Here is a 20,234-nt window from a genome sequence, read left to right as displayed (position 1 = left end):
TGGGTTCCCGCGTTGACGAACGCCTCCACTTACCCCCCGAAGCAGACCATGCCCTCAATTTTCCCGGATCGCTTTTTCATCACCGGAACGGATACGGATATCGGTAAGACCGTGGTGGCGGCCATGCTCACCAAGGGGCTTGGAGCGACATATTTCAAACCTGTCCAAAGCGGCACCGAACAGGGTTCGGACACGGATACCGTCAGGCACTTGACCAACCTGTCCAACGACCGTTTTGTCCCGCCCGTCTACACCTTCAAGGCCCCTCTTTCTCCCCATCTGGCTGCCCAGCGTGAAAATGTTCGCATCGATATATCCAGGGTAACCATTCCGTCCAGGAATCCGGCAGCCACGACCACGTCTCGCCTGGTCGTTGAGGGGGCGGGCGGCCTCATGGTTCCCTTGAACGATAGGGAACTGATGATCGACCTGATCGCACATCTGGGGCTTCCCGTGGTTCTTGTGGCTGCCAACCGCCTCGGAACCATCAACCAGACCCTACTCTCTCTGCAGGCCCTGGCCCTTCGCTCCATTCCCGTGGCCGGGGTGATCCTGAACAGAGCTATCAACGACGATACTGCTACGGCCATTACCCATTTCGGCACGGTACCGATTCTTGGTCAAATTCCAGAACTCGACCCCGTGTCTTCATCCATGCTGACCGATTGTTTCAACCGTCTCTTTGGTACACACCCCTCATGAACCTCTCCATACATCGCATTGCCGAGCTGGCTGAAAAGGCCCTGACCATCCGCCTTGACCGTGAAGAGCTCCTGGAACTGACCGATATTCCCGAAGGCAATCTGACCAAACTCTTTGCCGGAACCGAACACATTCGAACCCATTTTTTCGGCCCGTCAATCCACCTGTGCACCATACAGAACGCCAAATCTGGCCGATGTTCGGAAGATTGCAGCTACTGCGCCCAATCATCACACTTTGACACGGATGTTCCCACCTATCCCCTTCTGCCCCACGGAAAAATGGTAGAAGGCGGTGTGCGTGCCTCACGTTCCCCCATCAACCGCTATTCCCTGGTCACCTCGGGACGGAGGCTTCCCCAAAAAGAGATCCCCCACGTGGCCAGAGCCATGGGGGATCTCAAAGGCAAGGACATCAAGCTGTGTGCATCGCTTGGGATCCTCCACAGGGAAGACCTGGCGGAACTCAAGAGAAACGGGATGACCAGATACCATCACAATCTGGAAACCTGCGCCGAACTCTTCCCGTCCATCTGCACCACCCACCGCTTCAAGGAACGGGTGGCAACCCTGCGCGCGGCCAAGGAGGTTGGCCTTGAGGTGTGTTCCGGAGGCATCTTCGGACTGGGTGAAAGTCTGGAACAGACCCTTGATCTGGCCCTGACCCTGCGGGACATCGATGTGGACGCCGTACCCATGAATTTTCTCATCCCCATTCCGGGGACCCCGCTTGAACATGCACGTCCGCTGCGTCCTCTGGAATGTCTGCGACGCATCGCCCTGTTCCGGTTCGCCCTGCCCGACAAGGAAATCATCGTCTGCGGCGGGCGGGTGGCCAACCTGAAGGAACTGCACCCAATGGTTTTCCAGGCAGGTGCCAGCGGGATCATGACCGGTAACTATCTGACCCGAAAAGGAAGAACGCTGGAACAGGATCTCGGACTTCTCGAGGACCTCGGGCTCGAGTACGGATGAAATAATTCGAAAATTTCAGCAATGTTGACCGGAAAGGAACACACAAGGGGCAGGACCCTGCGTTTTTACCATTATGTCGTGACGATACAACGGGCTGGAGGGGTACAATTTCCACCTTTTCATCGCTTCCTCCCATAAAGATACACCACTTCATACGTGGCCCGAATTCCCTCCCCATCCTTATACCTGGCCGCGTACTCCCTGCAGAAATCCGCATACCTGCGTCTCCCTACCCTGCCCATGTTCGGCGTGGCCCCGGCGCCTGTTCCCTGGTGGGCACGCAGGAACGCCTTGACCGATTCATAGTGTATCATCCGGGTACGGGTTCGGCTTTCCCAGCTGATCCCGCCGATTCCTGCCATGATCCGTTCATAATACGCGGCCGAGCGCATAGGAAAGACCGAGGCGAATCCGGTGTCTCTGCTCACGTCTCCGAGTTCTCTCATCGTACCTTCGACAAACAAGGCAATGGCAAAATCACCGCCAGGGCGGAGCAGGGCCATATTGTCGGGGATCGACCTTTCCGGTTCGAGATACCATTGCAGGGAGGAAGAACTGACCAGAAGATCGACACATTCCGGAAGCAGGGGTGGGTTCTCCCCATCGCCCACAAGGGGGAAGACATGAGAAAGCGAGGAAAAGACAGGCTTTATGGCCATGCCATGAGCAAGATCCAGGGCCAGATAGACGCGGGGATTGATCCTGGAAGCAAGATGCGTGGTCAAAAATCCCGCGCCGGAACCGATCTCAAGGACGTTGTCATAGGTTCGTTCCGCCACCAGACCAGCACAGTCGAGGGCCACGTCCCGCTGGACAAGGGCCCACTTCTCATACGACCGGCTGGCGCGGTCAAAGGCGTTTTTGATGCGTGCTTTCACTGGCTGATCGACTCGACAAGAGGGATAATGCATTGCTCGTCCACAAAGTGGCCGCATGCAAGGCGATGGACAGTAGCCTGGGGCAGAGCGGAGCAGACCTCCCGGAAGGCGCGAAGGGGTACGATCTTGTCCTTTGATCCATGGACCAGATGGATATCGGTGCCTGTATCCGCACACCCTGCAAGAGAACATCGGGACTCGAGCAGATAGTCCAAGCCCTCGACAAGTTCCGGGATGCACACATCTTCAAAATTTACGCCGACACCACCCGGGACCCCACAATTGGCGTAGAACTCCGAGAGCACCCCAGCCCCTTTGCTTGCAAGACGATCCTGCATACTCCGTATGATCCGGGGCGGCAGACAGCGGGTGAAATCGAAAAACGGGGCGATGAGCACGACCCTTGCAAAACGATCCCACACAGCTCCTCCCCACTTGAGGACCATATGCGCTCCCGTTGACCAGGCCACGAGTGTCTGCGCGTGAACCTGATTGATGATGGTATCCTTCACCTTCTGCTCGCCAAAAGGAGAAAATGGAACCTGGAAGTGGGATAGCCCGCCCAAGCGCGGAAACAGCGCCGCGTACCCGGCCCATCCCGAAAGAAAACAGAATTGCTCCGGTTGGTTCATGCCATGTCCTCCTGCAACCGGACAAAGGCGTCCATAACCTTGGCCCGGTGCTCTTCCCGCATATCGGCCCTCAGGGCCAGCCGTAACCTGGCGGTTCCCTCGGGCACGGTGGGTGGTCGGATGGCTGAAACGAGCACCCCGGATCCCAGAAGATGGTCACGGGCCCACAAGGTCTTTCCATTATCTCCGATGATCACCGGAATGATCTGGGTGGACGAGGGGCCGACATTAAATTCCAGAGCCGAGAGAAATTCACGCATTCGATTGGAATTATTAAGTAAAATCTGTCCTTGGTCTGGATGGTCGTTCACCCAGTCAACCCCGCAGAGTCCCGCCCCGATCACTGCGGGCGGCAGGGCCGTTGAAAAGATAAACGAACGGGCCAGATTCTTGAGTATATCAACAGCACCCTGCCGGGCGCAGACAAACCCCCCATAGGACCCAAGCCCCTTGCTCAACGTCCCCATATGCAGCTGGATCTCCTGTTCGACCCCCAGTTCACAGGCAAGCCCCTGCCCACGCCCCAGAATTCCGGTGGCATGGGCCTCATCAACGGCCATGACCACGCCATGTTCTTTGCATAACGCAACGATGGCGCACAGGTCCGCACGGTCCCCGTCCATGCTGAACACGGAATCGGTGACCAGGAGCTTTTGGGGAACGTCCCGGTATTTTTCCAGACAGTAGGCCAGATGATCCATGTCGTTATGCCGGTAGCGGACGTGATGGGCCCTGGACAAGACAATCCCGTCCACGATGGATGCGTGGTTCAGACGATCGGAAAAAACAACGCTTTTTCGATCTGCAAGAGTGGTCACAAGTCCCAGATTGGCCGCATAGCCGGATCCGAAAATCAAACTGGCTTCCTGATTCTTGAGTCCGGCAAGAGCGGTCTCGAGCTTTCCGTACATTGCGAATGTTCCGGTCACCAGCCGGGAAGCACCGCTGGAGGTTCCGTATGCCGTGGTCGCATGCACGGCCGCTTCCTGCATCACGTTTTTTCCCGCCAGGCCGAGATAATTATTGGAAGCCAGATTGATGGCCTCTTTCCCGTCCAGATGAACGAGCAGATCGGCCCCGGAATCGATATTCGGGATTTCACGCCACAGCCCACGGGCTTTGATCCGTCTTTTTTGGGTGGTGATCCAATCGGTAAAAAATGTCATACATAGTTCCACTTGCAGAGATAAAAAAATGCCCGGTTCGTTTGGGGAACGGACCGGGCGTGGACACTCATCTCAATCGTTCCATCATTCCTTGGCTGCGGCCTCCCATGCTTCGTCGATGCGCTTTTCCACATAGGCAAGAGGGCCCTCTTCATACCCGTCGATATCAAAACAGCAGGCGTCTTCGCCAAAAAGTCCTTCAGGAGCGTACTCGCCGAGCTCGTCAGGATCGCTGATGAGTTCGGCATAAAAACACACGGAAAGCCAGCGCTCCGTAGGGTCGTCGTCGATCACGTCGGCCATGACGAAAAGGGGACGCTTGGACTGGTCGTTGTGTTTGCCCCGCAGGGAATAGGTCACTCCGGGCCGGGCGTTGAATTCCAGAGTACAGTCCGTGAGTCCTTTGAGATAGTCCCTCAACCGCATGAATGCTTTTTTGGGCTGGGCCTCGCTATCCTGCCATTCTGCCAGGAACGCATCGACCTGCGCCAAAACATCGTTTTCCGCCATGAACAGCTCCTTGTGTGAATGGTTCGTGGGTATCACTTGTCACATGGACATTTTCATGTTCCGGACCACCTACACCTTCACGGGGACAAAGAAAAGTCCTGGAATAAAAAAACCAAAACTGAAAGACTCCAGTTGTCACACATAATGAAAACCTGTATCGGAGTGCAAACCAGCCTTCCACCCTATCCCCTTCTATGTACCATGCTCCTGTACCTAAAAATATTGCTCTTACTCTGGCTGATCAATTTTGCCCCTCCCCTTGCCGCCTATTTTTTCGAGGATAAGGGCATATTCCCCGTTGATGGGGGAAAAAGATGGAGGGATGGTGAGCCCCTTTTCGGACCGCACAAGACCTTTAGGGGGATCGGTGCGGCATTGGTTTGCGGCTCTTTTTTCGGATACGCTTTTGGGTTGACCCTGTGGACCGGTTTTTTTTGTGCCGTACTGAGCATGACCGGTGATCTGTGTTCGAGCTTTCTCAAACGCCGTCTCAAAATCTCGAGCGGGAACGATTTTCCGGGGCTGGACCAAGGCGTGGAAGGTGTATTGCCCCTTGTACTGCTCAAATACCGTTTCGGATCCACCTGGCTTGGTACCGCCACCCTTTTGGTTCTCTTTTCCATCGGGGCATATGTGGGATCACGTTTGTACAAAACGTTCTTGCGATCGGCAACCACCAGATACGCTCCCTATCCACGCCCCCTCAAGCCCCGGATTCTGGCCAAAGAATTCGCTTCCTGCCATTTACAATCCAGATTCTGGCGCAGCTTCATCCATTTTGAAGACGCGATATACTACCACCTGGTCATCCAAACGGTGTTCAAGACGATGGGGATCTACTCCCGGGGGAAGGCCAATGCCCTCTTTTTTCAGCGCAAAGACCTGGTCGTGGAGCTTGCAACCCTCCCTCCCCCGTTCGACGGAATGCGCATCCTGTTTATGAGTGATCTGCACCTCGACGGACTCCAGGGGCTCTCTGAGCGACTCATTACAATGCTTCCAGAAATCGAGGTGGACCTGTGTCTGCTCGGGGGGGATTATCGCATGGCCACGCATGGCAGCTGCCGGGACTCCCTAACTCGGCTTGGAATGGTCACCGGGGCGGTCAAGTCACACCATGGGATCATTGCCGTGTTGGGCAATCATGATTGTATCGAGATGACCGAAGCCCTCAGCGGAATGGGGGTCCATGTTCTGGTAAACGACGCCATCTGCCTTGAGAAAGACGGGAAAAAGCTGTGGATCGCCGGGACCGATGACCCCCATTACTACAAGTGCGAAGATATCGGCCAGACCTTTGGAGATATTCCCCCCAAGGCATGCACCCTCTTTCTGGCCCATTCTCCGGAACTCTATAGACAGGTCTCCCACAGGGCCGATCTCTACCTTGCCGGGCACACCCACGGAGGACAGATCCAAATTCCTCCTATCGGCCCGGTGTTCACTCACTGTAAGGCCCCACGCCGTGTCTGCGTTGGTCGATGGTCTGAAGGGGACATGCAGGGGTATACCAGTAACGGTGTCGGGGTCTCGGGCGTTCCTGTCCGATTCAACTGCCCCGGCGAAATCGTGGTCATTACGCTCCGGTGTGACCAAAAAGAAACAGGGAGGCAGGAGAAACGCAGCCAAAAGGCAGGACACGTGGGGGGACCGTCGGTCTAACCACGCCCCTCCACGCAACGCAGTCCGCCCTGCGCACTATCCCCCCCCTCCTACTTTTTTTCCTTTTCCAAATATTTGTGTACCGCCTCGCGCAACGTCTCGGCCGCGAGATAGGCGCAATGTTCATTTTCCTCGGGGAGCCCACCCAGAGTTTCTAGGACGTCTTTGCCATCAAGCATGCCCGCCTGCTCCACGGTCTTGTTTTCTGCATACTCACAGGCAACTTCCCCGCTGACCTGGCTCGAACCGCACCCCGTGGTCTCGAACCGGGCCTTTTTGACCACATCCTTCTCGATATCGAGATAGATGGTGATGGTGTCCCCGCAGCTGCCCGTCAAGGCGGCCGTTGCAGAGGGGTTGTTCATTTTTTCAAGGCGAATGGGAGTACGCCACCGCTTATAAACCTCTTCGCCCATGTTTTCTCGAGTATCCTCGAAAACACGATTCTGCAGGTCGTCCAAAAAAGCATCAAGTGTATCGCTCATTGTCGCTCCTTTCGTGTATGGAATATGGAGAAACGGTGTAGAGGGAAATATTCCAGGTGGCAATCGGTTTTTATCGGCTTCGGTACCACGTGACAACAAAGGCCCGCTGCAAGTGACTTGCAGCGGGCCTTTGAACACTACAGCAACGAGGATTTTCTATGCAAAGGCTTTCTCAAAGTTGGGCACAACCTGCTTTTTGCGGCTCATGACACCGTCCAACCAGACCTTGCCACCTTCGGGTTTCGCACCAAAGGCCTTCTCGACAACGGATTCGTCGTCGGAAACGATAAGCATTTCGGTTCCTTCCTTCATGATGTCGGTGAGCATCAGGAATACGGAATGACGATTGCCTTCTTCCTTGAGAGCCTGGATATCCTTGGCCAGATCTTCCTTGATGTCGGCGACCAGGGCGAGATCGACCAGCTCGAGCTGACCAATGCCGACCTTGTTTCCGTTCATGTTAAAATCCTTGTAGTCACGTTCGACCAGTTCACGCATGGGCGTGCCCTTGATCGCGGACTTGACCTCGAACATCTTCATACCCAGGGCCTGCAGGTCGGATTCGCCGGCGATCTTGGCCAGTTCTTCAGCGGCCTTCTTGTCCTTTTCCGTGCATGTGGCGGATTTGAAGATAACCGTATCGCTCAGAATGGCACAAAGCATGAGACCGGCGATGCTCTTGGGGATCTCCACACCGTAGAAATCGTACATCGCCTTGAGGACGGTGCAGGAACAGCCAACAGGCCAGATCCAGCATTCCAGGGGATTGGGAGTGGTCACGTCGCCCAGTTTGTGGTGGTCGACAATACCGAGAACTTCGGCTTCCTTCAGATCGTCAGGGCTCTGGGCCAGATCGGAGTGGTCCACGAGCATGACTTTTTCCCCGGCAAAAGAGGTTTTGACCTCGGGAACGGCAACGCCGAACTTTTCCAGGATAAAAGCGGATTCAGGATTGATCGCGCCCTGGGTGACGGGAAGGGCCTCGACCCCCAGTTTGCTCTGCAGATCGGCCAGGGCGATAGCGCCACAAACGGTATCGGAATCGGGATTCTTGTGACCAAATACATACACTGCCATGATTAACCTCCTCAATTGAAAGAAAAAAAATTACTTCATCAGTAGGAATTGTATCCAATGCATGAAGAACGCTTGTGCCAAATATCACAATTAATTGCGGCTGCCAAGGGATTCATAGGGGGAAATTTATTATTTTTTTCAACGGGCCGGGGGCGAGCCGTAAAAAATCGGCGTCCAAAGATTCGGACCTCCAAAAAACTGAAAAAACTAGTAAAAAAACAATTACCAGTGAAAAACCATCCAGAACCGCTGGATGAAGGTCATAGGATTGGCATTTTTTCAAAAATCCATCCGAGCCCCCCTATCATGAGTATCAAGGCCACAACGACCACGGGACCGTGCCGAAAACGCATGGACAAGACCCCGCCAAGACTTCCCAGGAGCCATAGCATCGGCCAGGAGCACCATGCATAGAGGCCTTGGTAGACCAATCCCTTATCCAACAGGATCTCGAGGGGAATGAGGATAAGGAAACAGGTTGTCGCCTGGAGCAAAAAGGACCCCACGATCCCCTTGCCGATAAATTTTTGTGGCGCAAAAAGTTTGGCGTTTCCCCTGCGCGTTGCCAAGACGAGCATGTTGAATTCACGGTTGTGCCAGAGCCGTTGCTTTGTTTCGATCCAGGCAATCAGGGTGGCGAAGGGAACGGTTACGAGCATGGCCACGAAGGCTTCGCATGGCAGATGGATTCCAAGAACATGGATGAGAGAGAGGGAACCAATGGTAGAAAAGAGGGCCACAGGGGGAATGAAGGTCCCAACCGGAATGGTATCAAGCCAGAAGAGTTCGAAAAAAAAGGCCACACCGAGACCGGTCGACCACGAACCAGAGAAAAGGGACCAGATAAATCCGGCCGCTAGAGGGCGGGCGAGGAGATTGATGCTGATGCAAAAGCGGAAAAGTGAAAAAACGGCAAAAAAAAACTTCCAAGCGCAAGTTGGGCCAATACGGGCAAAGAGAGACTCACCATGAAGTCACCTGAACGGGTTTGTTCGGTACACACCTAAAATCGAGATCAATCCCCTGCTTGCTGAAAAATTGGAGACAGGTGATGTCTTCAGAGCCAAGGGCTACATGGTCACAGACCTGTTTTTTACCTGGACCATAGTGGAGATTACCAATGTTGAGGCGGGAAAAGGCGAGCCCATGGGTATATGCGAGCCGGGCGTCGCTGCACGAAGAAAAAAGTAAAAGAATGGACATTCCGTGGCGTTTTTCTCTGGCTGCGGTAATGGCCTTTTCTGCCTTGGCGACCCTGGAAAAAACGAGGTCGATATTTTGGGGTATGGCAAGGAGCATGATCTCTTGCCGTAATGGGTCTTCAGCGAGCTCATCGTTTATGACAATGATGGTTCGGGCCTTGGTGTATGGCAACCAGGTCTCTATAACCTGACCATGGACGAGACGATTGTCGATACGCACCCAGAGCATCTACTTTTCAACCCTCCTGCGCAAGACTTCCCCGGCAACAAGTATTCCTTGTTTTCCTGCGGATTTGGCTTCCGAAGCCAGTTTTTGCAATTCACCCCCGCGGGTCCCCAACACCTTGAGTAACATGGGCAAATTGACTCCAGTAACGACCTCGAGTTGTCCTGATCCGAGGAGGGAGAGGCTGATGTTCGTCGGTGTGCCGCCGAACATGTCCGTAAGGATCAATACGCCGTCCCCTTGGTCACACGCTGTGACCGCCTCCTTGGTCTCTGCGAGGATGGTATCCATTCCCCTGGATACATCTATGGCCACAGAAGAACAATACGGGGGCTCTCCAACAATCGATCCCGCCGTTTCGATCAAGATTTCACCCAATCCACCATGGGTCACCAAGACAATACCTATCATTCCAACAGCCCCATATCTATTCTAATTCCAAATGACGGTGTTCCAAGGAGACGAGAAATCCTTTCTGCCGCAAAAATCTGAACAGCGATTCAGAAACGGCAACAGAGCGGTGTCTTCCCCCGGTGCAGCCCAAGGCAATGGTCAGTCGATAACGTCCTTCCTTGGCATACAGCGGCAACAAAAAAGAAAAAAAATGCTCCACTTTATCAATAAATTTTCGTGCATAGTCTTCTGAAAAGACATAGTTCGCCACGGCCTCTTCCTTGCCGGAACGGGGGCGCAGTGACTCGTCGAAATAGGGATTCGGCAAAAATCTCAGATCCAAAACGATATCGGCCTCCCCTGGAGATCCATATTTGAATCCAAAGGATACGAGATGGACGCGGAATCCGGACTGGTTTTCAGATGAAACATTCCAATGCTCCTGGATGATCCGCCGCAGATCATGTATTGAATATTCGGAAGTATCAAGGACAAGATCGGCCTTGTCGCGGATAGGCATAAGGATTTCCCGTTCTTTGTCCAATGCCTGTTCGAGTCCATCAACCGTGGATTCCAACGGGTGCGGGCGTCTCGTCGTTGCATATCTGCGCAACAAGACCTCGGGAGCGGCCTCGATGAATACGACCCGGGGAGTGACGCCGAGCCTGTCCAACTCCTTGCGGGCGACCTGCCACTGGTCCAAAAAATCGAGTTGGCGTAGATCCATGCCCAGGGCAATGCCCCGGTACTTGGATGGATTTTCCCCTGAGAACAGGGTGACCAATGCAGAGACAATGCGTGCGGGCAAGCCGTCCACACAAAAAAAACCGAGATCCTCAAAAACATTGAGTGCCGTGCTTTTACCGGCTCCGGAAAGGCCGGTCAAAATGACGACGGGTGGATGTGCTGGGGTCACGATTGCTAGGCCTCGTTTAGAAGATTGCACAGAGTCGTTCGGTCCGGCGCTTCGAGAAATGCTTGGCGGAAAGAGACATCCTGGAGGAGACGGGAGATATGGGCCAATATCCGCAAGTGCATTCCGGCTATATTTTCAGGGGCGAGCACCAGAAAGAAAATCCGACATGGTTTATGATCAAGCGCCTTGAAGTCGAGCCCGTCGAGAGATCGGCCCACGACAAGTCCCACCTCCTGTATGGATTCGAGTTTGCCATGCGGGATGGCGATACCATCGCCGATGCCGGTGGTCCCGAGCGCTTCCCTATCAAGGAGCACTCCCAATATTTTTTCTTGATCAATATTGGGCCATTTTGCCTTGAGTGGCGTAATAAGTTCGGCCAGGACCTCCTTCTTGGTCCTGGCCTGTAAGTCATTGATTACACATCCATCATCGAGAAAATCTGCAAGTTTCATGTATCAAATCCCAGGATCAATGAGACCAAAATCTCCGTTTTTACGGTGATAGATTACATTGACCCGTTCGGTTTCGGCGTTGAGAAAAACCAAAAATTTATCTTCAAGATTATCGAGCTGCATGGCCGCCTCATCGACCCCCATGGGTTTTGGGGAGAAACGGTCTGAACGTACTATGGTCGGTGATTGGCCTTTGAATCCGGATTCCTCGGAAAAACTTATGACATCGAAACGGCCCCCTCTTGCCTTTTTTCGGTTCTTCTTATTCTTGTCACGGAGACGACGGACCTGGGACTCCAACTTGTCGAGCAGCAAGTCCACGGTCGAATACATGTCCTCGCTCTCTTCATTAGCGGACAAACGGAGGTTGTCACCGGTGAGGACAACATCTGCCCGATGACGGAATTTTTCCACTTCAAGATTCACCTGCAAATCCGTATTTTCCGGGTTCGGTACATATTTGGCAATCTTGCCAAAACGTCCCTTGGCGTACTCACGGAGATGGTTTGATGGCTCAAAATTCTTGAAGTTGAAATTCATATTCATAGAATACCTCCTGGATAAAGGTGGGCACACGACTTAAACGCATACATTCCGGAACGAATATCTAAAACGTTCCATCGACTCCCAGGTTTTATCTCCCTAATGTAAAACACGGTGTTAAAAAAATTTTTTTCGTCTGGAAGATGATTCAATGTTCAGGGCAGAACGGTACTTGGCGACGGTCCTGCGGGCGATATTCACTTCCAAGATATCTTTGAGCATATGGGATATTTTTTCATCACTATAGGGCTTTTTTGGATCTTCCCCTTCAATGATCTTCTTGATAGCCACCTTGACACTCTCTGAACCAACCTGTGTCCCATCATCAAGATCAAGGGCACTATTGAAAAAATATTTCAGCTCGAAAATACCATGGGGGGTGGCCAGATATTTGTTCGTGGTGATTCTGCTGACTGTAGATTCATGCATGTCGATATCTGAAGCCACATCCTTGAGGATGAGTGGATTGAGTCGAGTGGCACCATATTCAAAAAAATCGTGCTGGAAGCGGACAATACTCTCGACAACCTTGTACAACGTACGTTGTCGCTGTTGTAGGCTTTTCATCAACCACTGGGCCGCGCGCATCTTTTCATGCAAATAGGAGGAATCTTCCTTGTTCGTCTTGGTCTGCATCGTTTCCATGTAGAACGGATTGAGTTGCAGCTTGGGCAATCCATCGTCGTTCAAGACAATGATGAAGTCATCATCGTATTTATACACATATGCATCTGGACTGACATAGACAGAGGTAGACGTTCCATAACTGGCACCGGGCAAAGGATCGAGGGAGGTGATGATGTCCAGATACTCCTTGAGATCATCCTTGGACAGTTTGAATTTTCGCAGAAGAGGCTTATACCGTCTCTGTTCGATATCCTCGAGATGTTCGGAAATCAACGTCCGAAGGATGGGATCCTCATCCCCCACGGCATCAAGCTGGATGAGCAAACACTCTTTGGCCGTGCGGGCAGCGATGCCGATCGGATCGAACATCTGCATCGTGTGGAGAACCCCGGCAACCGCTTCTTCGGCGACCTGGAGTTCGGAAGCGACATCTTCTACACTGGACGCAAAATAACCGGAGGACGTCAGGTTATTGATGATCGATTCGCCGATGCGGCATTCCTCTGCGTTCGCGTCCGACAGGTGGAGCTGCCAAAGTAGATGCCCCTCCAGGGAGGGCTTGGCGGAGACACGGCCTTCGTATGAGCTGATCTCTTCTAGTGATTCGCTTTCATGGCCCTGAACCTGTCTGGTGGTGCTTGAAAAATCCCCGAGATAGTCTTCCCATTCGGCGTTTTTCAAAAAATCCTTTTCTTCGGTTGCAAACTCTTTTTTTTCCTCCTGCCCATTGTCTTCCTTTTCGGGGGGTTTTTCTTCCTCTCCTTTGCTCTGGTCTGGAACCTGCTCATCAAGCATTGGGTTTTCCAGCAATTCTTCCTGGACCACGTCCAAAAGCTCAACCCGGGAAAGTTGCAAAAGTTTGATCGCTTGCTGCAACTGCGGGGTCATGACCAGCTGCTGCGTGAGCTTGAGATTTTGTCGTAATTCCAGTGCCATAGTTATTCTCTTCTTTGGGAAAGCCGCCTGTGTTTGCACATACTGTTTCCGAAAAGGATTTCCAAATTATTTCAACGAACTATAGTTGATTATACCAATCTTTGATCATAAATTCCTTGTGCCACAGAAGTCAGCCTCTGGCAACGATCTAAAGCCTGAAATCTTCACCGAGATAAATTTGCCGGGCCTTGGGATCATCGACTATCGTATCCGGAGTACCTTCCAAAATAATCCGGCCCCGGTAAACGAGGGATGCCCTATCGCAAATAGTTAGTGTTTCCCGGACGTTATGATCAGATATGAGCACACCGATCCCCATTTTGCGCAAAGAATGTACAATCTGCTGGATATCCTCAACGGCCAGGGGATCAATGCCGGCAAAGGGTTCGTCCAGGAGCATGAATTTAGGATCCTGGATCAAGGCCCGGGCTATTTCAAGCCTTCTGCGCTCCCCTCCTGACAAAAATGCGGCCTTCTGGTCTGCCAAACGGGTTATACCCAGTTGGTCCAATAGACGGTCCGCCCTTTCTGTCTGCTCTTTTTTGGGCAACCCGGTATATTCCAAAATAATTTGTAGATTTTGGCGTACGCTGAGTTTTTTAAAGATGGAACTTTCCTGGGGGAGATAACTGAGACCATGCTTGGCCCTTCGGTGGAGCGGCCAGGAGGTGATGTTGCGGTCGTCCAAAAAGACGGTGCCCCCTGAAGGACGGATGATCCCTACGAGCATGTAAAAAGTTGTCGTCTTGCCGGCTCCGTTCGGGCCAAGAAGACCGACCACTTCACCCTGCTCGACCTTGATGTCGATCCCCCTGACAACCTCTTTTTTGCCAAACTTCTTGAAAAGTTCGTGGGCGCTGAGAATAGCCATAGGGTTCACTCCACCTGATCTGGACGTGAATAGAATATGGCTTCGACCCGTTTTTTGCCACCGATCACTTCACTGCGGTTGTCCTTGATGTACAGCTTGATTATCTCACCCATAATCTGGTTTTTGCCGTCCTCCAACCTTGGCTCGTCCTCCATCTGCAACATGTCTTGGTCCTGAAAATAGGTCGCTTTTCCGCAAAACCCCTTTTTTCCCTGACTTTCCAAGCGTACGTTGTGTACGGCGATGATCTTTTTTACATCAGACAAATCCCGGCCGGGATCGGTTCCTTCCACCGCGCTGGAGGATCCGCGGTTCTGCTGTCCAACAAAATGGATGAACAACTTTTCTGACCAAAGCTGAAAATCCTTGCGGGCGACATGTACCTCACCGGAAAAGGAGACCCGGTTTGAATCGGGATCATAGGTCATGTCGTCAGAGGTAATGGTCGTGGGTACCTTTTTCCCCTGGGCCCCGGCAAGTGAAAAACCGGTCCAAGAAAAAAACACCAGACACCCCAGTAAAAATATATAAACGTTCTTCACGGAATACCCTTTTTGTTCCAATAAAGGATTACGTTTTGGCAAACACCAAGATTCCAATTGTGCCCCCCCCTAGCGCATCGCTTTCCGTAGGACCACGCGCACAGCTCCCTGTGCATGGATCTGCTCATTTTCCAGGTTGAGTCGGGCCCCTTCTGCTGTCATGATCATATTTTTTCCTGTCAATCGGACAGCTTGCTTGAAAAATATCATCCGTGAGGTACCGTTGTAATCGAGCCGTGTCGTCTCCAAGAGGTTCCCCTGGTATCTGGCAAGAACATTGGACCAGAGAACGATCTGATCGTCCTTTTGATTTATTCTGCCATGTTCACCTTCAACATACAAGGGTTCCTTTTTATCTTCTTGAAAATATAATATTTTTGGGCTTTCAACGACAACGATCCCCTCTCCCTTGGCATAATCCGCGCTCGTGGCGTTAAGGGTCCAGAGAAGACGGCCATCCTTTCCCTGCCGCAAATTGACCCCCTGCAAGGTCAAGTCGACCCCACTGTCTGGAACCAGGGATTCCTCTTGCGTATTCTTATCGACCCGCCAAGAGACGATGGTAAGAAGTACGATGCAGAAAGCTAGAAAAATCGATAAACATAGTAAACGCTTGGTCATCAATCAGCCCATGTCCGCCATAGTTGGTCCAACTGGTTTTGGGCCTGTAAAAGGAACCGTACGGCCTCGCGGACCGCCCCATGCCCACCGGAAGATTGTGCAATCCAAAGCGCCAAGGAGAGAATCTCCGGCTGGGCGTTGGCCACGGCCATGGGCAATCCTACCGTCTCCATAGGGCCGACATCTACCCAGTCATCTCCTAGATAGGCCATATGCGAGACATCGATTCCTGATTTTTGGCTGATCTTCTGCAAAATTGGAATCTTATGGTGATGTCCCGGATAATAATATTCGATCCCAAGTTCTTTGACCCTGGTCGCGACCGCCCGTGAATTGAGTCCCGAGATCACGGCAATGGCAATCCCTGCCCGCTGGGCAAGTTTGATCCCCAGGCCGTCCTGGACATTGAACCGCTTCAGGATCCTGCCCTCCTGGTCATAGTATAGTCCCCCATCGGTCAACACACCATCGACATCGAGAACCAGCATCTTGGTCTCTGCGGCACGGGCTTTAGCATCCATGCGGCACCCCCCATATGGCCAACAGCTCTTGGAGCAAGGCCTTGGTCTTTGCCAAGGGCCAGCTGTTCGGGCCATCGCACAGGGCATTGTCCGGATCGGGATGCACCTCCATGAACACGCCCTGGCACCCCGCGGCAACCGCACTCCTGGCGAGGACAGGAACATATTCCCTGCTGCCTCCCGACGAAGTACCCCGGCCACCGGGAATCTGCACCGAATGCGTGGCGTCGAACACGACCGGAACGTTAAACCCCTGCATGATCACGAGAGACCTGAAATCGACCACCAGATTGTTGTATCCAAACGATGCCCCACGCTCTGTGAGCCAGATCTTTTCGTGGCCGACGGACCGTAATTTGTCGACCACGGATTGCATGTCCCACGGAGCCAGGAATTGTCCTTTTTTCACGTTGACAATCTTTCCCGTTGAGGCGGCCGCCAATAACAGATCGGTCTGGCGACATAAGAACGCCGGGATCTGGAGGACATCGACGGCCTCGGCAACCGGCAGGGCCTGCTCGGGCAAATGGATATCCGTTATGACCGGCAGCCCGGTTTTCTCACGGATCTGCCCGAGCCAATCAGCTCCTGTAACCATCCCCGGTCCCCTGAAACTGGTCACCGAGGTGCGGTTGGCTTTGTCAAAAGAACTCTTAAAGATGATAGGCACACCGAGGTCTCTGGAGATTCCAGCCAGTTCCATCGCAGTGTCGCGGGCAAGATCCAAACTTTCAAGGGCACATGGTCCAGCGATAATAAAGGGACCAGAGGAGGAGATGTCGAAGAGTTGATTCATGGCAGGGATGGGCTATTTTTTATAGGCAAGAGTCGCCTTGACAAACTCCCTAAACAGGGGGTGGGCGTGCAAGGGATTGGAGTTGAATTCCGGATGGAATTGACACCCCACGAACCATGGGTGGTCACGGAGCTCGACAATCTCGACCAGGGTTTCGTCCGGGGAGTATCCACTCAATACCATGCCGTTCGTTCCAAAATCGTCGGCATAGGTTTTGTTGAACTCAAAACGATGGCGATGCCGTTCGCTCACCTCGCAGACCCCATACGCAGTATGGGCCAGCGTCTCCTCCTTGACGACGCAGGGATACGCTCCAAGCCGCATCGTCCCTCCCTTGTCCGACTCTTTGTCCCGGAATTGGAGCCGCTGCTTCCGGATGTCGAACCATTCCTTCATCAAATAAATAACCGGATAGGGGGTGTTTTCATCAAATTCTTCGGAATTGGCCTTTTCATATTTTAGGACATGGCGGGCAAATTCAATGACAGCACATTGCATGCCGAGACAAATGCCGAAAAAAGGAATCTTATTTTCCCGGGCATAACGGATCGCCTCGATCTTCCCCTCGACCCCACGGTTGCCGAATCCTCCGGGAACGAGGATCCCATTGACCCCTGAGAGTTTTTGCGAACAATTCTCCGGAGTGATCTCTTCCGAATTGACATAGACAAGATCAACGGCATGATCGTTGGCCACTCCACCATGGATCAATGCCTCATGCAGACTCTTGTAGGCCTCTTTGAGATCGACGTATTTACCCACAATGGCGATGGGGGTTCTTCCTACCGGATTATGGATTTTGTGTACCAGTTTCTCCCATGTGTGCAGATTAGGATTTCTCGCGGAAAGCCTGAGCAGAATGGCTATCTTCTGGTCCACACCTTCATCATAAAGACTCATGGGGAGGTCGTATATACTATCCACATCGATAGCCGTGAAGACCGCGTCAGGCTCGACATCGCAAAACAACGCTATCTTGGCCTTGATATCCTTACTTAAATCGATTTCGGAACGGCAGAGAATGATGTCGGGCTGGATCCCGATACTACGGAGTTCTTTGACACTGTGCTGGGTGGGCTTGGTTTTGATTTCCCCGGCCGCCTTGATAAAGGGCACCAGGGTGAGGTGGATGTACAGGACATTGTCCCTGCCGAGGTCGGTCCGGAGCTGCCGGATAGCCTCGAGAAATGGTTGGCCTTCGATGTCACCGATGGTTCCCCCGATTTCCACGATGGCCACATCCAGATCGTCGCTGACCACGCTGAGGATGGAGGACTTGATCTCATCGGTGATATGCGGGATGACCTGCACCGTCCCCCCGAGATAATCACCCCGCCGCTCTTTGGAGATAACGGTATGATACACCCTGCCGGAGGTGAAGTTGTTGGCTTGCCCCAAATGCTGGTCAAGAAACCGTTCGTAATGACCGAGATCAAGGTCGGTTTCGGCTCCATCGTCCGTCACGTAGACTTCACCGTGCTGGAAGGGATTCATGGTGCCCGGATCGACATTGATATACGGATCGAGCTTAAGGATGGTCACGCTGAGGCCTCGGGCCTTGAGCAACGTACCCAAAGAAGCGGCAGCCAGCCCCTTGCCGAGAGAGGAGAGAACCCCCCCTGTAACAAAAATAAATTTGGTTTTCATACTTCCCCGCAGTTCAGATTCCAGCAAAAAAAACACTAAAATAAATGGGCCACCACCACCGTGCGGCCCACCCCAAAAATTTTTCTACAGCTGTTGAGCATTGGAGTCATTAGACAATGATTTTTTATCTTGTCAAGAAACTTGGATCCTTAAATATTCCTTGCTTCTTGCGAACAGGAGGGATATTATTTTATTTCTTTTGTCTCAGCAATAATTGTCCGATAAATCCACATACCCTTGTTATAATATAGACAATGCCAGGAGGAATGATGGCCGAGGTCAAAACCTTAGTCATTACCGGATACGGTACGAATTGTGAAAAAGAGAGCGCTTTTGCCGCTCAACAGGCTGGTTCGGACCAAACCGACATCGCCTATTTTTCTGACCTCGCTGCGGAAAAATTTTCCCTGATCGATTATAATTTTATCATTTTTCCGGGGGGATTTCTTGATGGCGACGAACTTGGGGCCGCCCAGGCCGCGGCCCTACGCTGGAGATACACCAAGACATCATCCGGCATGTCCCTGGAAAATGAGCTGAAAAAATTTTTGGCCTCCCAGGGGATCATCCTCGGGATCTGTAACGGCTTCCAACTTTTGGTCAAACTCGGCCTGTTACCGGCTTCCGGTGGAAGGTATTTCGAAAGGCAGGTCTCTTTGAGCCATAACGATTCGGCCCGTTTCGAGGACCGCTGGGTCCATCTCAAATGCAACCCCCTTTCACCATGCGTTTTCACCAACGGGCTGGACACCCTGTATCTTCCGGTCCGCCACGGGGAGGGAAAACTCATCACTAAAAATGATCAAGTCCTCAAGGAATTGGAACAGGCAAACCTGATCGCCCTGCAGTATATCGATCCCGGCAGCAAGGAACCCACGCAGGCATACCCCGCCAATCCCAATGGTTCGCCTCTGGGAATAGCCGGATTGACCGATCCCTCGGGAAGGATTCTGGGACTCATGCCCCACCCGGAGGCATACAACCATCCCACGAACCACCCTGCATGGACCAGGGGGGGAACGACCCTCCTCGGCACAGCCCTCATGGAACGGGGCATCCAATATCTCCGTAGACTGTAACAATAAGGACCGAGGCCAGAATATTTTATACCCCCGGTACAAATTTATCCTTGCTTCCAAAGATGGAATCCAATAAAGAGGCTCCTCCGGGGTGCCGGTCCCGCTGGGATGGTCCCATGGGCCAGGCTCTGATGCAGGCGGACCTGGCGGCACAACGGGGTGAGATCCCCGTGGGGGCCATACTTTTCGACAAAGATGGCAACCCTATAGGTAAGGGATATAATCAGAGCATAGCCCTGAATGATCCGACGGCACACGCGGAGATACTTGCCATCCGTGAAGGTTGCCGAAAGAGTAGTAACTACCGTATTCCTGGGTCTACCCTGGTGGTCACCCTCGAGCCATGTATCATGTGTCTCGGAGCGATAATCCACGCCCGCATTGATACGGTTGTCTATGGTGCGGACGATCCGAAGACCGGGGCCATTGCATCCCGCCTACATGGGAACGATCTCCCCTGGGCCAACCATTGTTTTACCGTCATTCCAGGAATAATGGCTCCAGAATGCAGTAGCCTAATTAAAAGTTTTTTCAAAAAACGACGGCAAGAACGTAAAGCAACAAAATAGATATGGACGAGGAGCCGGGCCCCATTCCCATCCCCTTGGTGATCCATTGGTGAAACGCTCCAAAAATCACCAATAAGGGCTTGACCGCACCAACACAAGCACTTGAAATAATGGAGAGGTAGCGAAGTCCGGCCGTAACGCGCTCGACTCGAAATCGAGTTATCCGCAAGGGTACGTGGGTTCGAATCCCACCCTCTCCGCCAT

General features: G+C 52.7%; 24 protein-coding genes and 1 tRNA gene. 6 read left to right on the top strand and 19 right to left on the bottom strand.

The genetic code is table 11. The features are described from left to right. Positions 1-48: 48 nt before the first annotated feature. Positions 49-702: a dethiobiotin synthase gene (gene bioD / locus ACY692_RS08035; RefSeq protein WP_462324835.1), complete on the top strand. Its 654-nt coding sequence runs from the start codon at positions 49-51 to the stop codon at positions 700-702. Continuing rightward, the gene (gene bioB, locus ACY692_RS08030) at positions 699-1,676 is read left to right on the top strand and encodes a biotin synthase BioB (protein ID WP_462324834.1); all 978 of its coding nucleotides are present in this window, start codon (positions 699-701) and stop codon (positions 1,674-1,676) included. Before bioD ends, bioB begins: the two co-directional genes overlap by 4 nt. Before the next feature lie 119 nt (positions 1,677-1,795). On the opposite strand, the gene ACY692_RS08025 is transcribed toward bioB, so the two are convergent. The 4 genes from ACY692_RS08025 to ACY692_RS08010 all read right to left on the bottom strand — a co-directional run bounded on the left by ACY692_RS08025 (position 1,796) and on the right by ACY692_RS08010 (position 4,862). Beyond that, positions 1,796-2,554, bottom strand: coding sequence for a methyltransferase domain-containing protein (locus ACY692_RS08025; protein WP_462324833.1), 759 nt, complete (start codon positions 2,552-2,554; stop codon positions 1,796-1,798). After that, positions 2,551-3,186 carry an alpha/beta fold hydrolase gene (locus ACY692_RS08020; protein WP_462324832.1) on the bottom strand — a complete coding sequence of 212 codons (636 nt, stop codon included), beginning with the start codon at positions 3,184-3,186 and terminating at the stop codon, positions 2,551-2,553. Before ACY692_RS08020 ends, ACY692_RS08025 begins: the two co-directional genes overlap by 4 nt. Then, positions 3,183-4,352, bottom strand: a complete 1,170-nt coding sequence (locus ACY692_RS08015) for an aminotransferase class I/II-fold pyridoxal phosphate-dependent enzyme (RefSeq protein ID WP_462324831.1) — start codon at positions 4,350-4,352, stop codon at positions 3,183-3,185. The genes ACY692_RS08020 and ACY692_RS08015 overlap by 4 nt, the downstream gene beginning before the upstream one ends. A gap of 84 nt (positions 4,353-4,436) precedes the next feature. Next, complete coding sequence (locus tag ACY692_RS08010; protein ID WP_462324830.1) at positions 4,437-4,862, bottom strand: hypothetical protein; 426 nt, start codon at positions 4,860-4,862, stop codon at positions 4,437-4,439. A gap of 144 nt (positions 4,863-5,006) precedes the next feature. Between ACY692_RS08010 and ACY692_RS08005 the strand changes: the two genes are divergently transcribed. Beyond that, positions 5,007-6,524 (top strand): CDP-archaeol synthase, encoded by a 1,518-nt coding sequence (locus tag ACY692_RS08005; protein ID WP_462324829.1) that lies wholly within the window; start codon positions 5,007-5,009, stop codon positions 6,522-6,524. 50 nt (positions 6,525-6,574) lie between these two features. Here the strand turns inward: ACY692_RS08005 and ACY692_RS08000 are convergent, their stop codons facing one another. From ACY692_RS08000 to ACY692_RS07930, 15 genes are all read right to left on the bottom strand, one after another. Beyond that, positions 6,575-7,009: an iron-sulfur cluster assembly scaffold protein gene (locus ACY692_RS08000; RefSeq protein WP_462324828.1), complete on the bottom strand. Its 435-nt coding sequence runs from the start codon at positions 7,007-7,009 to the stop codon at positions 6,575-6,577. A 156-nt stretch (positions 7,010-7,165) separates the two neighbouring features. Beyond that, a complete protein-coding gene (locus tag ACY692_RS07995; protein WP_462324827.1) occupies positions 7,166-8,086 on the bottom strand; it encodes a manganese-dependent inorganic pyrophosphatase in 921 nt (306 codons plus the stop codon). Positions 8,087-8,346: 260 nt separating this feature from the next. Then, positions 8,347-9,033, bottom strand: a complete 687-nt coding sequence (locus tag ACY692_RS07990) for a PTS sugar transporter subunit IIC (protein ID WP_462324841.1) — start codon at positions 9,031-9,033, stop codon at positions 8,347-8,349. Positions 9,034-9,049: 16 nt separating this feature from the next. After that, entirely contained in the window at positions 9,050-9,517 is a 468-nt protein-coding gene (locus ACY692_RS07985) for a PTS sugar transporter subunit IIB (RefSeq protein ID WP_462324826.1), read from the bottom strand. Next, positions 9,518-9,925, bottom strand: coding sequence for a PTS sugar transporter subunit IIA (locus ACY692_RS07980; protein WP_462324825.1), 408 nt, complete (start codon positions 9,923-9,925; stop codon positions 9,518-9,520). A 16-nt stretch (positions 9,926-9,941) separates the two neighbouring features. After that, positions 9,942-10,823, bottom strand: a complete 882-nt coding sequence (rapZ, locus tag ACY692_RS07975) for an RNase adapter RapZ (RefSeq protein ID WP_462324824.1) — start codon at positions 10,821-10,823, stop codon at positions 9,942-9,944. Positions 10,824-10,828: 5 nt separating this feature from the next. Then, positions 10,829-11,278: a PTS sugar transporter subunit IIA gene (locus ACY692_RS07970; protein ID WP_462324823.1), complete on the bottom strand. Its 450-nt coding sequence runs from the start codon at positions 11,276-11,278 to the stop codon at positions 10,829-10,831. A 3-nt stretch (positions 11,279-11,281) separates the two neighbouring features. Beyond that, the gene (gene hpf, locus ACY692_RS07965) at positions 11,282-11,824 is read right to left on the bottom strand and encodes a ribosome hibernation-promoting factor, HPF/YfiA family (RefSeq protein ID WP_462324822.1); all 543 of its coding nucleotides are present in this window, start codon (positions 11,822-11,824) and stop codon (positions 11,282-11,284) included. A gap of 114 nt (positions 11,825-11,938) precedes the next feature. Further along, a complete protein-coding gene (rpoN, locus tag ACY692_RS07960) occupies positions 11,939-13,384 on the bottom strand; it encodes an RNA polymerase factor sigma-54 (protein WP_462324821.1) in 1,446 nt (481 codons plus the stop codon). Positions 13,385-13,532: 148 nt separating this feature from the next. Further along, complete coding sequence (gene lptB, locus ACY692_RS07955) at positions 13,533-14,255, bottom strand: LPS export ABC transporter ATP-binding protein (protein ID WP_462324820.1); 723 nt, start codon at positions 14,253-14,255, stop codon at positions 13,533-13,535. A gap of 5 nt (positions 14,256-14,260) precedes the next feature. Then, positions 14,261-14,761 (bottom strand): LptA/OstA family protein, encoded by a 501-nt coding sequence (locus tag ACY692_RS07950; protein ID WP_462324819.1) that lies wholly within the window; start codon positions 14,759-14,761, stop codon positions 14,261-14,263. 105 nt (positions 14,762-14,866) lie between these two features. Beyond that, a complete protein-coding gene (lptC, locus tag ACY692_RS07945; protein ID WP_462324818.1) occupies positions 14,867-15,418 on the bottom strand; it encodes an LPS export ABC transporter periplasmic protein LptC in 552 nt (183 codons plus the stop codon). After that, positions 15,418-15,939: a KdsC family phosphatase gene (locus ACY692_RS07940; protein ID WP_462324817.1), complete on the bottom strand. Its 522-nt coding sequence runs from the start codon at positions 15,937-15,939 to the stop codon at positions 15,418-15,420. Before ACY692_RS07940 ends, lptC begins: the two co-directional genes overlap by 1 nt. Then, complete coding sequence (gene kdsA / locus ACY692_RS07935; RefSeq protein ID WP_462324816.1) at positions 15,929-16,735, bottom strand: 3-deoxy-8-phosphooctulonate synthase; 807 nt, start codon at positions 16,733-16,735, stop codon at positions 15,929-15,931. Before kdsA ends, ACY692_RS07940 begins: the two co-directional genes overlap by 11 nt. Positions 16,736-16,747: 12 nt before the next feature. Next, complete coding sequence (locus ACY692_RS07930) at positions 16,748-18,382, bottom strand: CTP synthase (RefSeq protein ID WP_462324815.1); 1,635 nt, start codon at positions 18,380-18,382, stop codon at positions 16,748-16,750. A 269-nt stretch (positions 18,383-18,651) separates the two neighbouring features. Here ACY692_RS07930 and ACY692_RS07925 point away from each other — a divergent pair, with 269 nt between their 5' ends. The 3 genes from ACY692_RS07925 to ACY692_RS07915 all read left to right on the top strand — a co-directional run bounded on the left by ACY692_RS07925 (position 18,652) and on the right by ACY692_RS07915 (position 20,233). Then, positions 18,652-19,461 carry a phosphoribosylformylglycinamidine synthase subunit PurQ gene (locus tag ACY692_RS07925; RefSeq protein WP_462324814.1) on the top strand — a complete coding sequence of 270 codons (810 nt, stop codon included), beginning with the start codon at positions 18,652-18,654 and terminating at the stop codon, positions 19,459-19,461. Positions 19,462-19,523: 62 nt separating this feature from the next. Further along, positions 19,524-20,030 (top strand): tRNA adenosine(34) deaminase TadA, encoded by a 507-nt coding sequence (gene tadA, locus ACY692_RS07920; RefSeq protein ID WP_462324813.1) that lies wholly within the window; start codon positions 19,524-19,526, stop codon positions 20,028-20,030. A 112-nt stretch (positions 20,031-20,142) separates the two neighbouring features. Further along, positions 20,143-20,233 (top strand) — tRNA-Ser (locus ACY692_RS07915). The last annotated feature ends 1 nt before the right edge of the window (position 20,234 follow it).

It is taken from the genome of Desulfoplanes sp., assembly GCF_054921335.1.
This window is presented reverse-complemented; position numbering and strand designations above follow the sequence as displayed.

What these genes read in the sequence shown, in the direction of transcription:
- ACY692_RS07985 (WP_462324826.1), bottom strand. Translation starts at nt 9,517, where the DNA reads ATGCTCTGGGTGCGTATCGACAATCGTCTCGTCCATGGTCAGGTTATA.
- ACY692_RS08000 (WP_462324828.1), bottom strand. Translation starts at nt 7,009, where the DNA reads ATGAGCGATACACTTGATGCTTTTTTGGACGACCTGCAGAATCGTGTT.
- ACY692_RS07925 (WP_462324814.1), top strand. Translation starts at nt 18,652, where the DNA reads ATGGCCGAGGTCAAAACCTTAGTCATTACCGGATACGGTACGAATTGT.
- hpf (WP_462324822.1), bottom strand. Translation starts at nt 11,824, where the DNA reads ATGAATATGAATTTCAACTTCAAGAATTTTGAGCCATCAAACCATCTC.
- ACY692_RS08005 (WP_462324829.1), top strand. Translation starts at nt 5,007, where the DNA reads ATGAAAACCTGTATCGGAGTGCAAACCAGCCTTCCACCCTATCCCCTT.
- ACY692_RS08020 (WP_462324832.1), bottom strand. Translation starts at nt 3,186, where the DNA reads ATGAACCAACCGGAGCAATTCTGTTTTCTTTCGGGATGGGCCGGGTAC.
- bioD (WP_462324835.1), top strand. Translation starts at nt 49, where the DNA reads ATGCCCTCAATTTTCCCGGATCGCTTTTTCATCACCGGAACGGATACG.
- lptC (WP_462324818.1), bottom strand. Translation starts at nt 15,418, where the DNA reads ATGACCAAGCGTTTACTATGTTTATCGATTTTTCTAGCTTTCTGCATC.
- ACY692_RS08010 (WP_462324830.1), bottom strand. Translation starts at nt 4,862, where the DNA reads ATGGCGGAAAACGATGTTTTGGCGCAGGTCGATGCGTTCCTGGCAGAA.
- kdsA (WP_462324816.1), bottom strand. Translation starts at nt 16,735, where the DNA reads ATGAATCAACTCTTCGACATCTCCTCCTCTGGTCCCTTTATTATCGCT.
- ACY692_RS08015 (WP_462324831.1), bottom strand. Translation starts at nt 4,352, where the DNA reads ATGACATTTTTTACCGATTGGATCACCACCCAAAAAAGACGGATCAAA.
- ACY692_RS07940 (WP_462324817.1), bottom strand. Translation starts at nt 15,939, where the DNA reads ATGGATGCTAAAGCCCGTGCCGCAGAGACCAAGATGCTGGTTCTCGAT.
- tadA (WP_462324813.1), top strand. Translation starts at nt 19,524, where the DNA reads ATGGAATCCAATAAAGAGGCTCCTCCGGGGTGCCGGTCCCGCTGGGAT.
- lptB (WP_462324820.1), bottom strand. Translation starts at nt 14,255, where the DNA reads ATGGCTATTCTCAGCGCCCACGAACTTTTCAAGAAGTTTGGCAAAAAA.
- ACY692_RS07980 (WP_462324825.1), bottom strand. Translation starts at nt 9,925, where the DNA reads ATGATAGGTATTGTCTTGGTGACCCATGGTGGATTGGGTGAAATCTTG.
- ACY692_RS07970 (WP_462324823.1), bottom strand. Translation starts at nt 11,278, where the DNA reads ATGAAACTTGCAGATTTTCTCGATGATGGATGTGTAATCAATGACTTA.
- ACY692_RS07995 (WP_462324827.1), bottom strand. Translation starts at nt 8,086, where the DNA reads ATGGCAGTGTATGTATTTGGTCACAAGAATCCCGATTCCGATACCGTT.
- rpoN (WP_462324821.1), bottom strand. Translation starts at nt 13,384, where the DNA reads ATGGCACTGGAATTACGACAAAATCTCAAGCTCACGCAGCAGCTGGTC.
- ACY692_RS07930 (WP_462324815.1), bottom strand. Translation starts at nt 18,382, where the DNA reads ATGAAAACCAAATTTATTTTTGTTACAGGGGGGGTTCTCTCCTCTCTC.
- bioB (WP_462324834.1), top strand. Translation starts at nt 699, where the DNA reads ATGAACCTCTCCATACATCGCATTGCCGAGCTGGCTGAAAAGGCCCTG.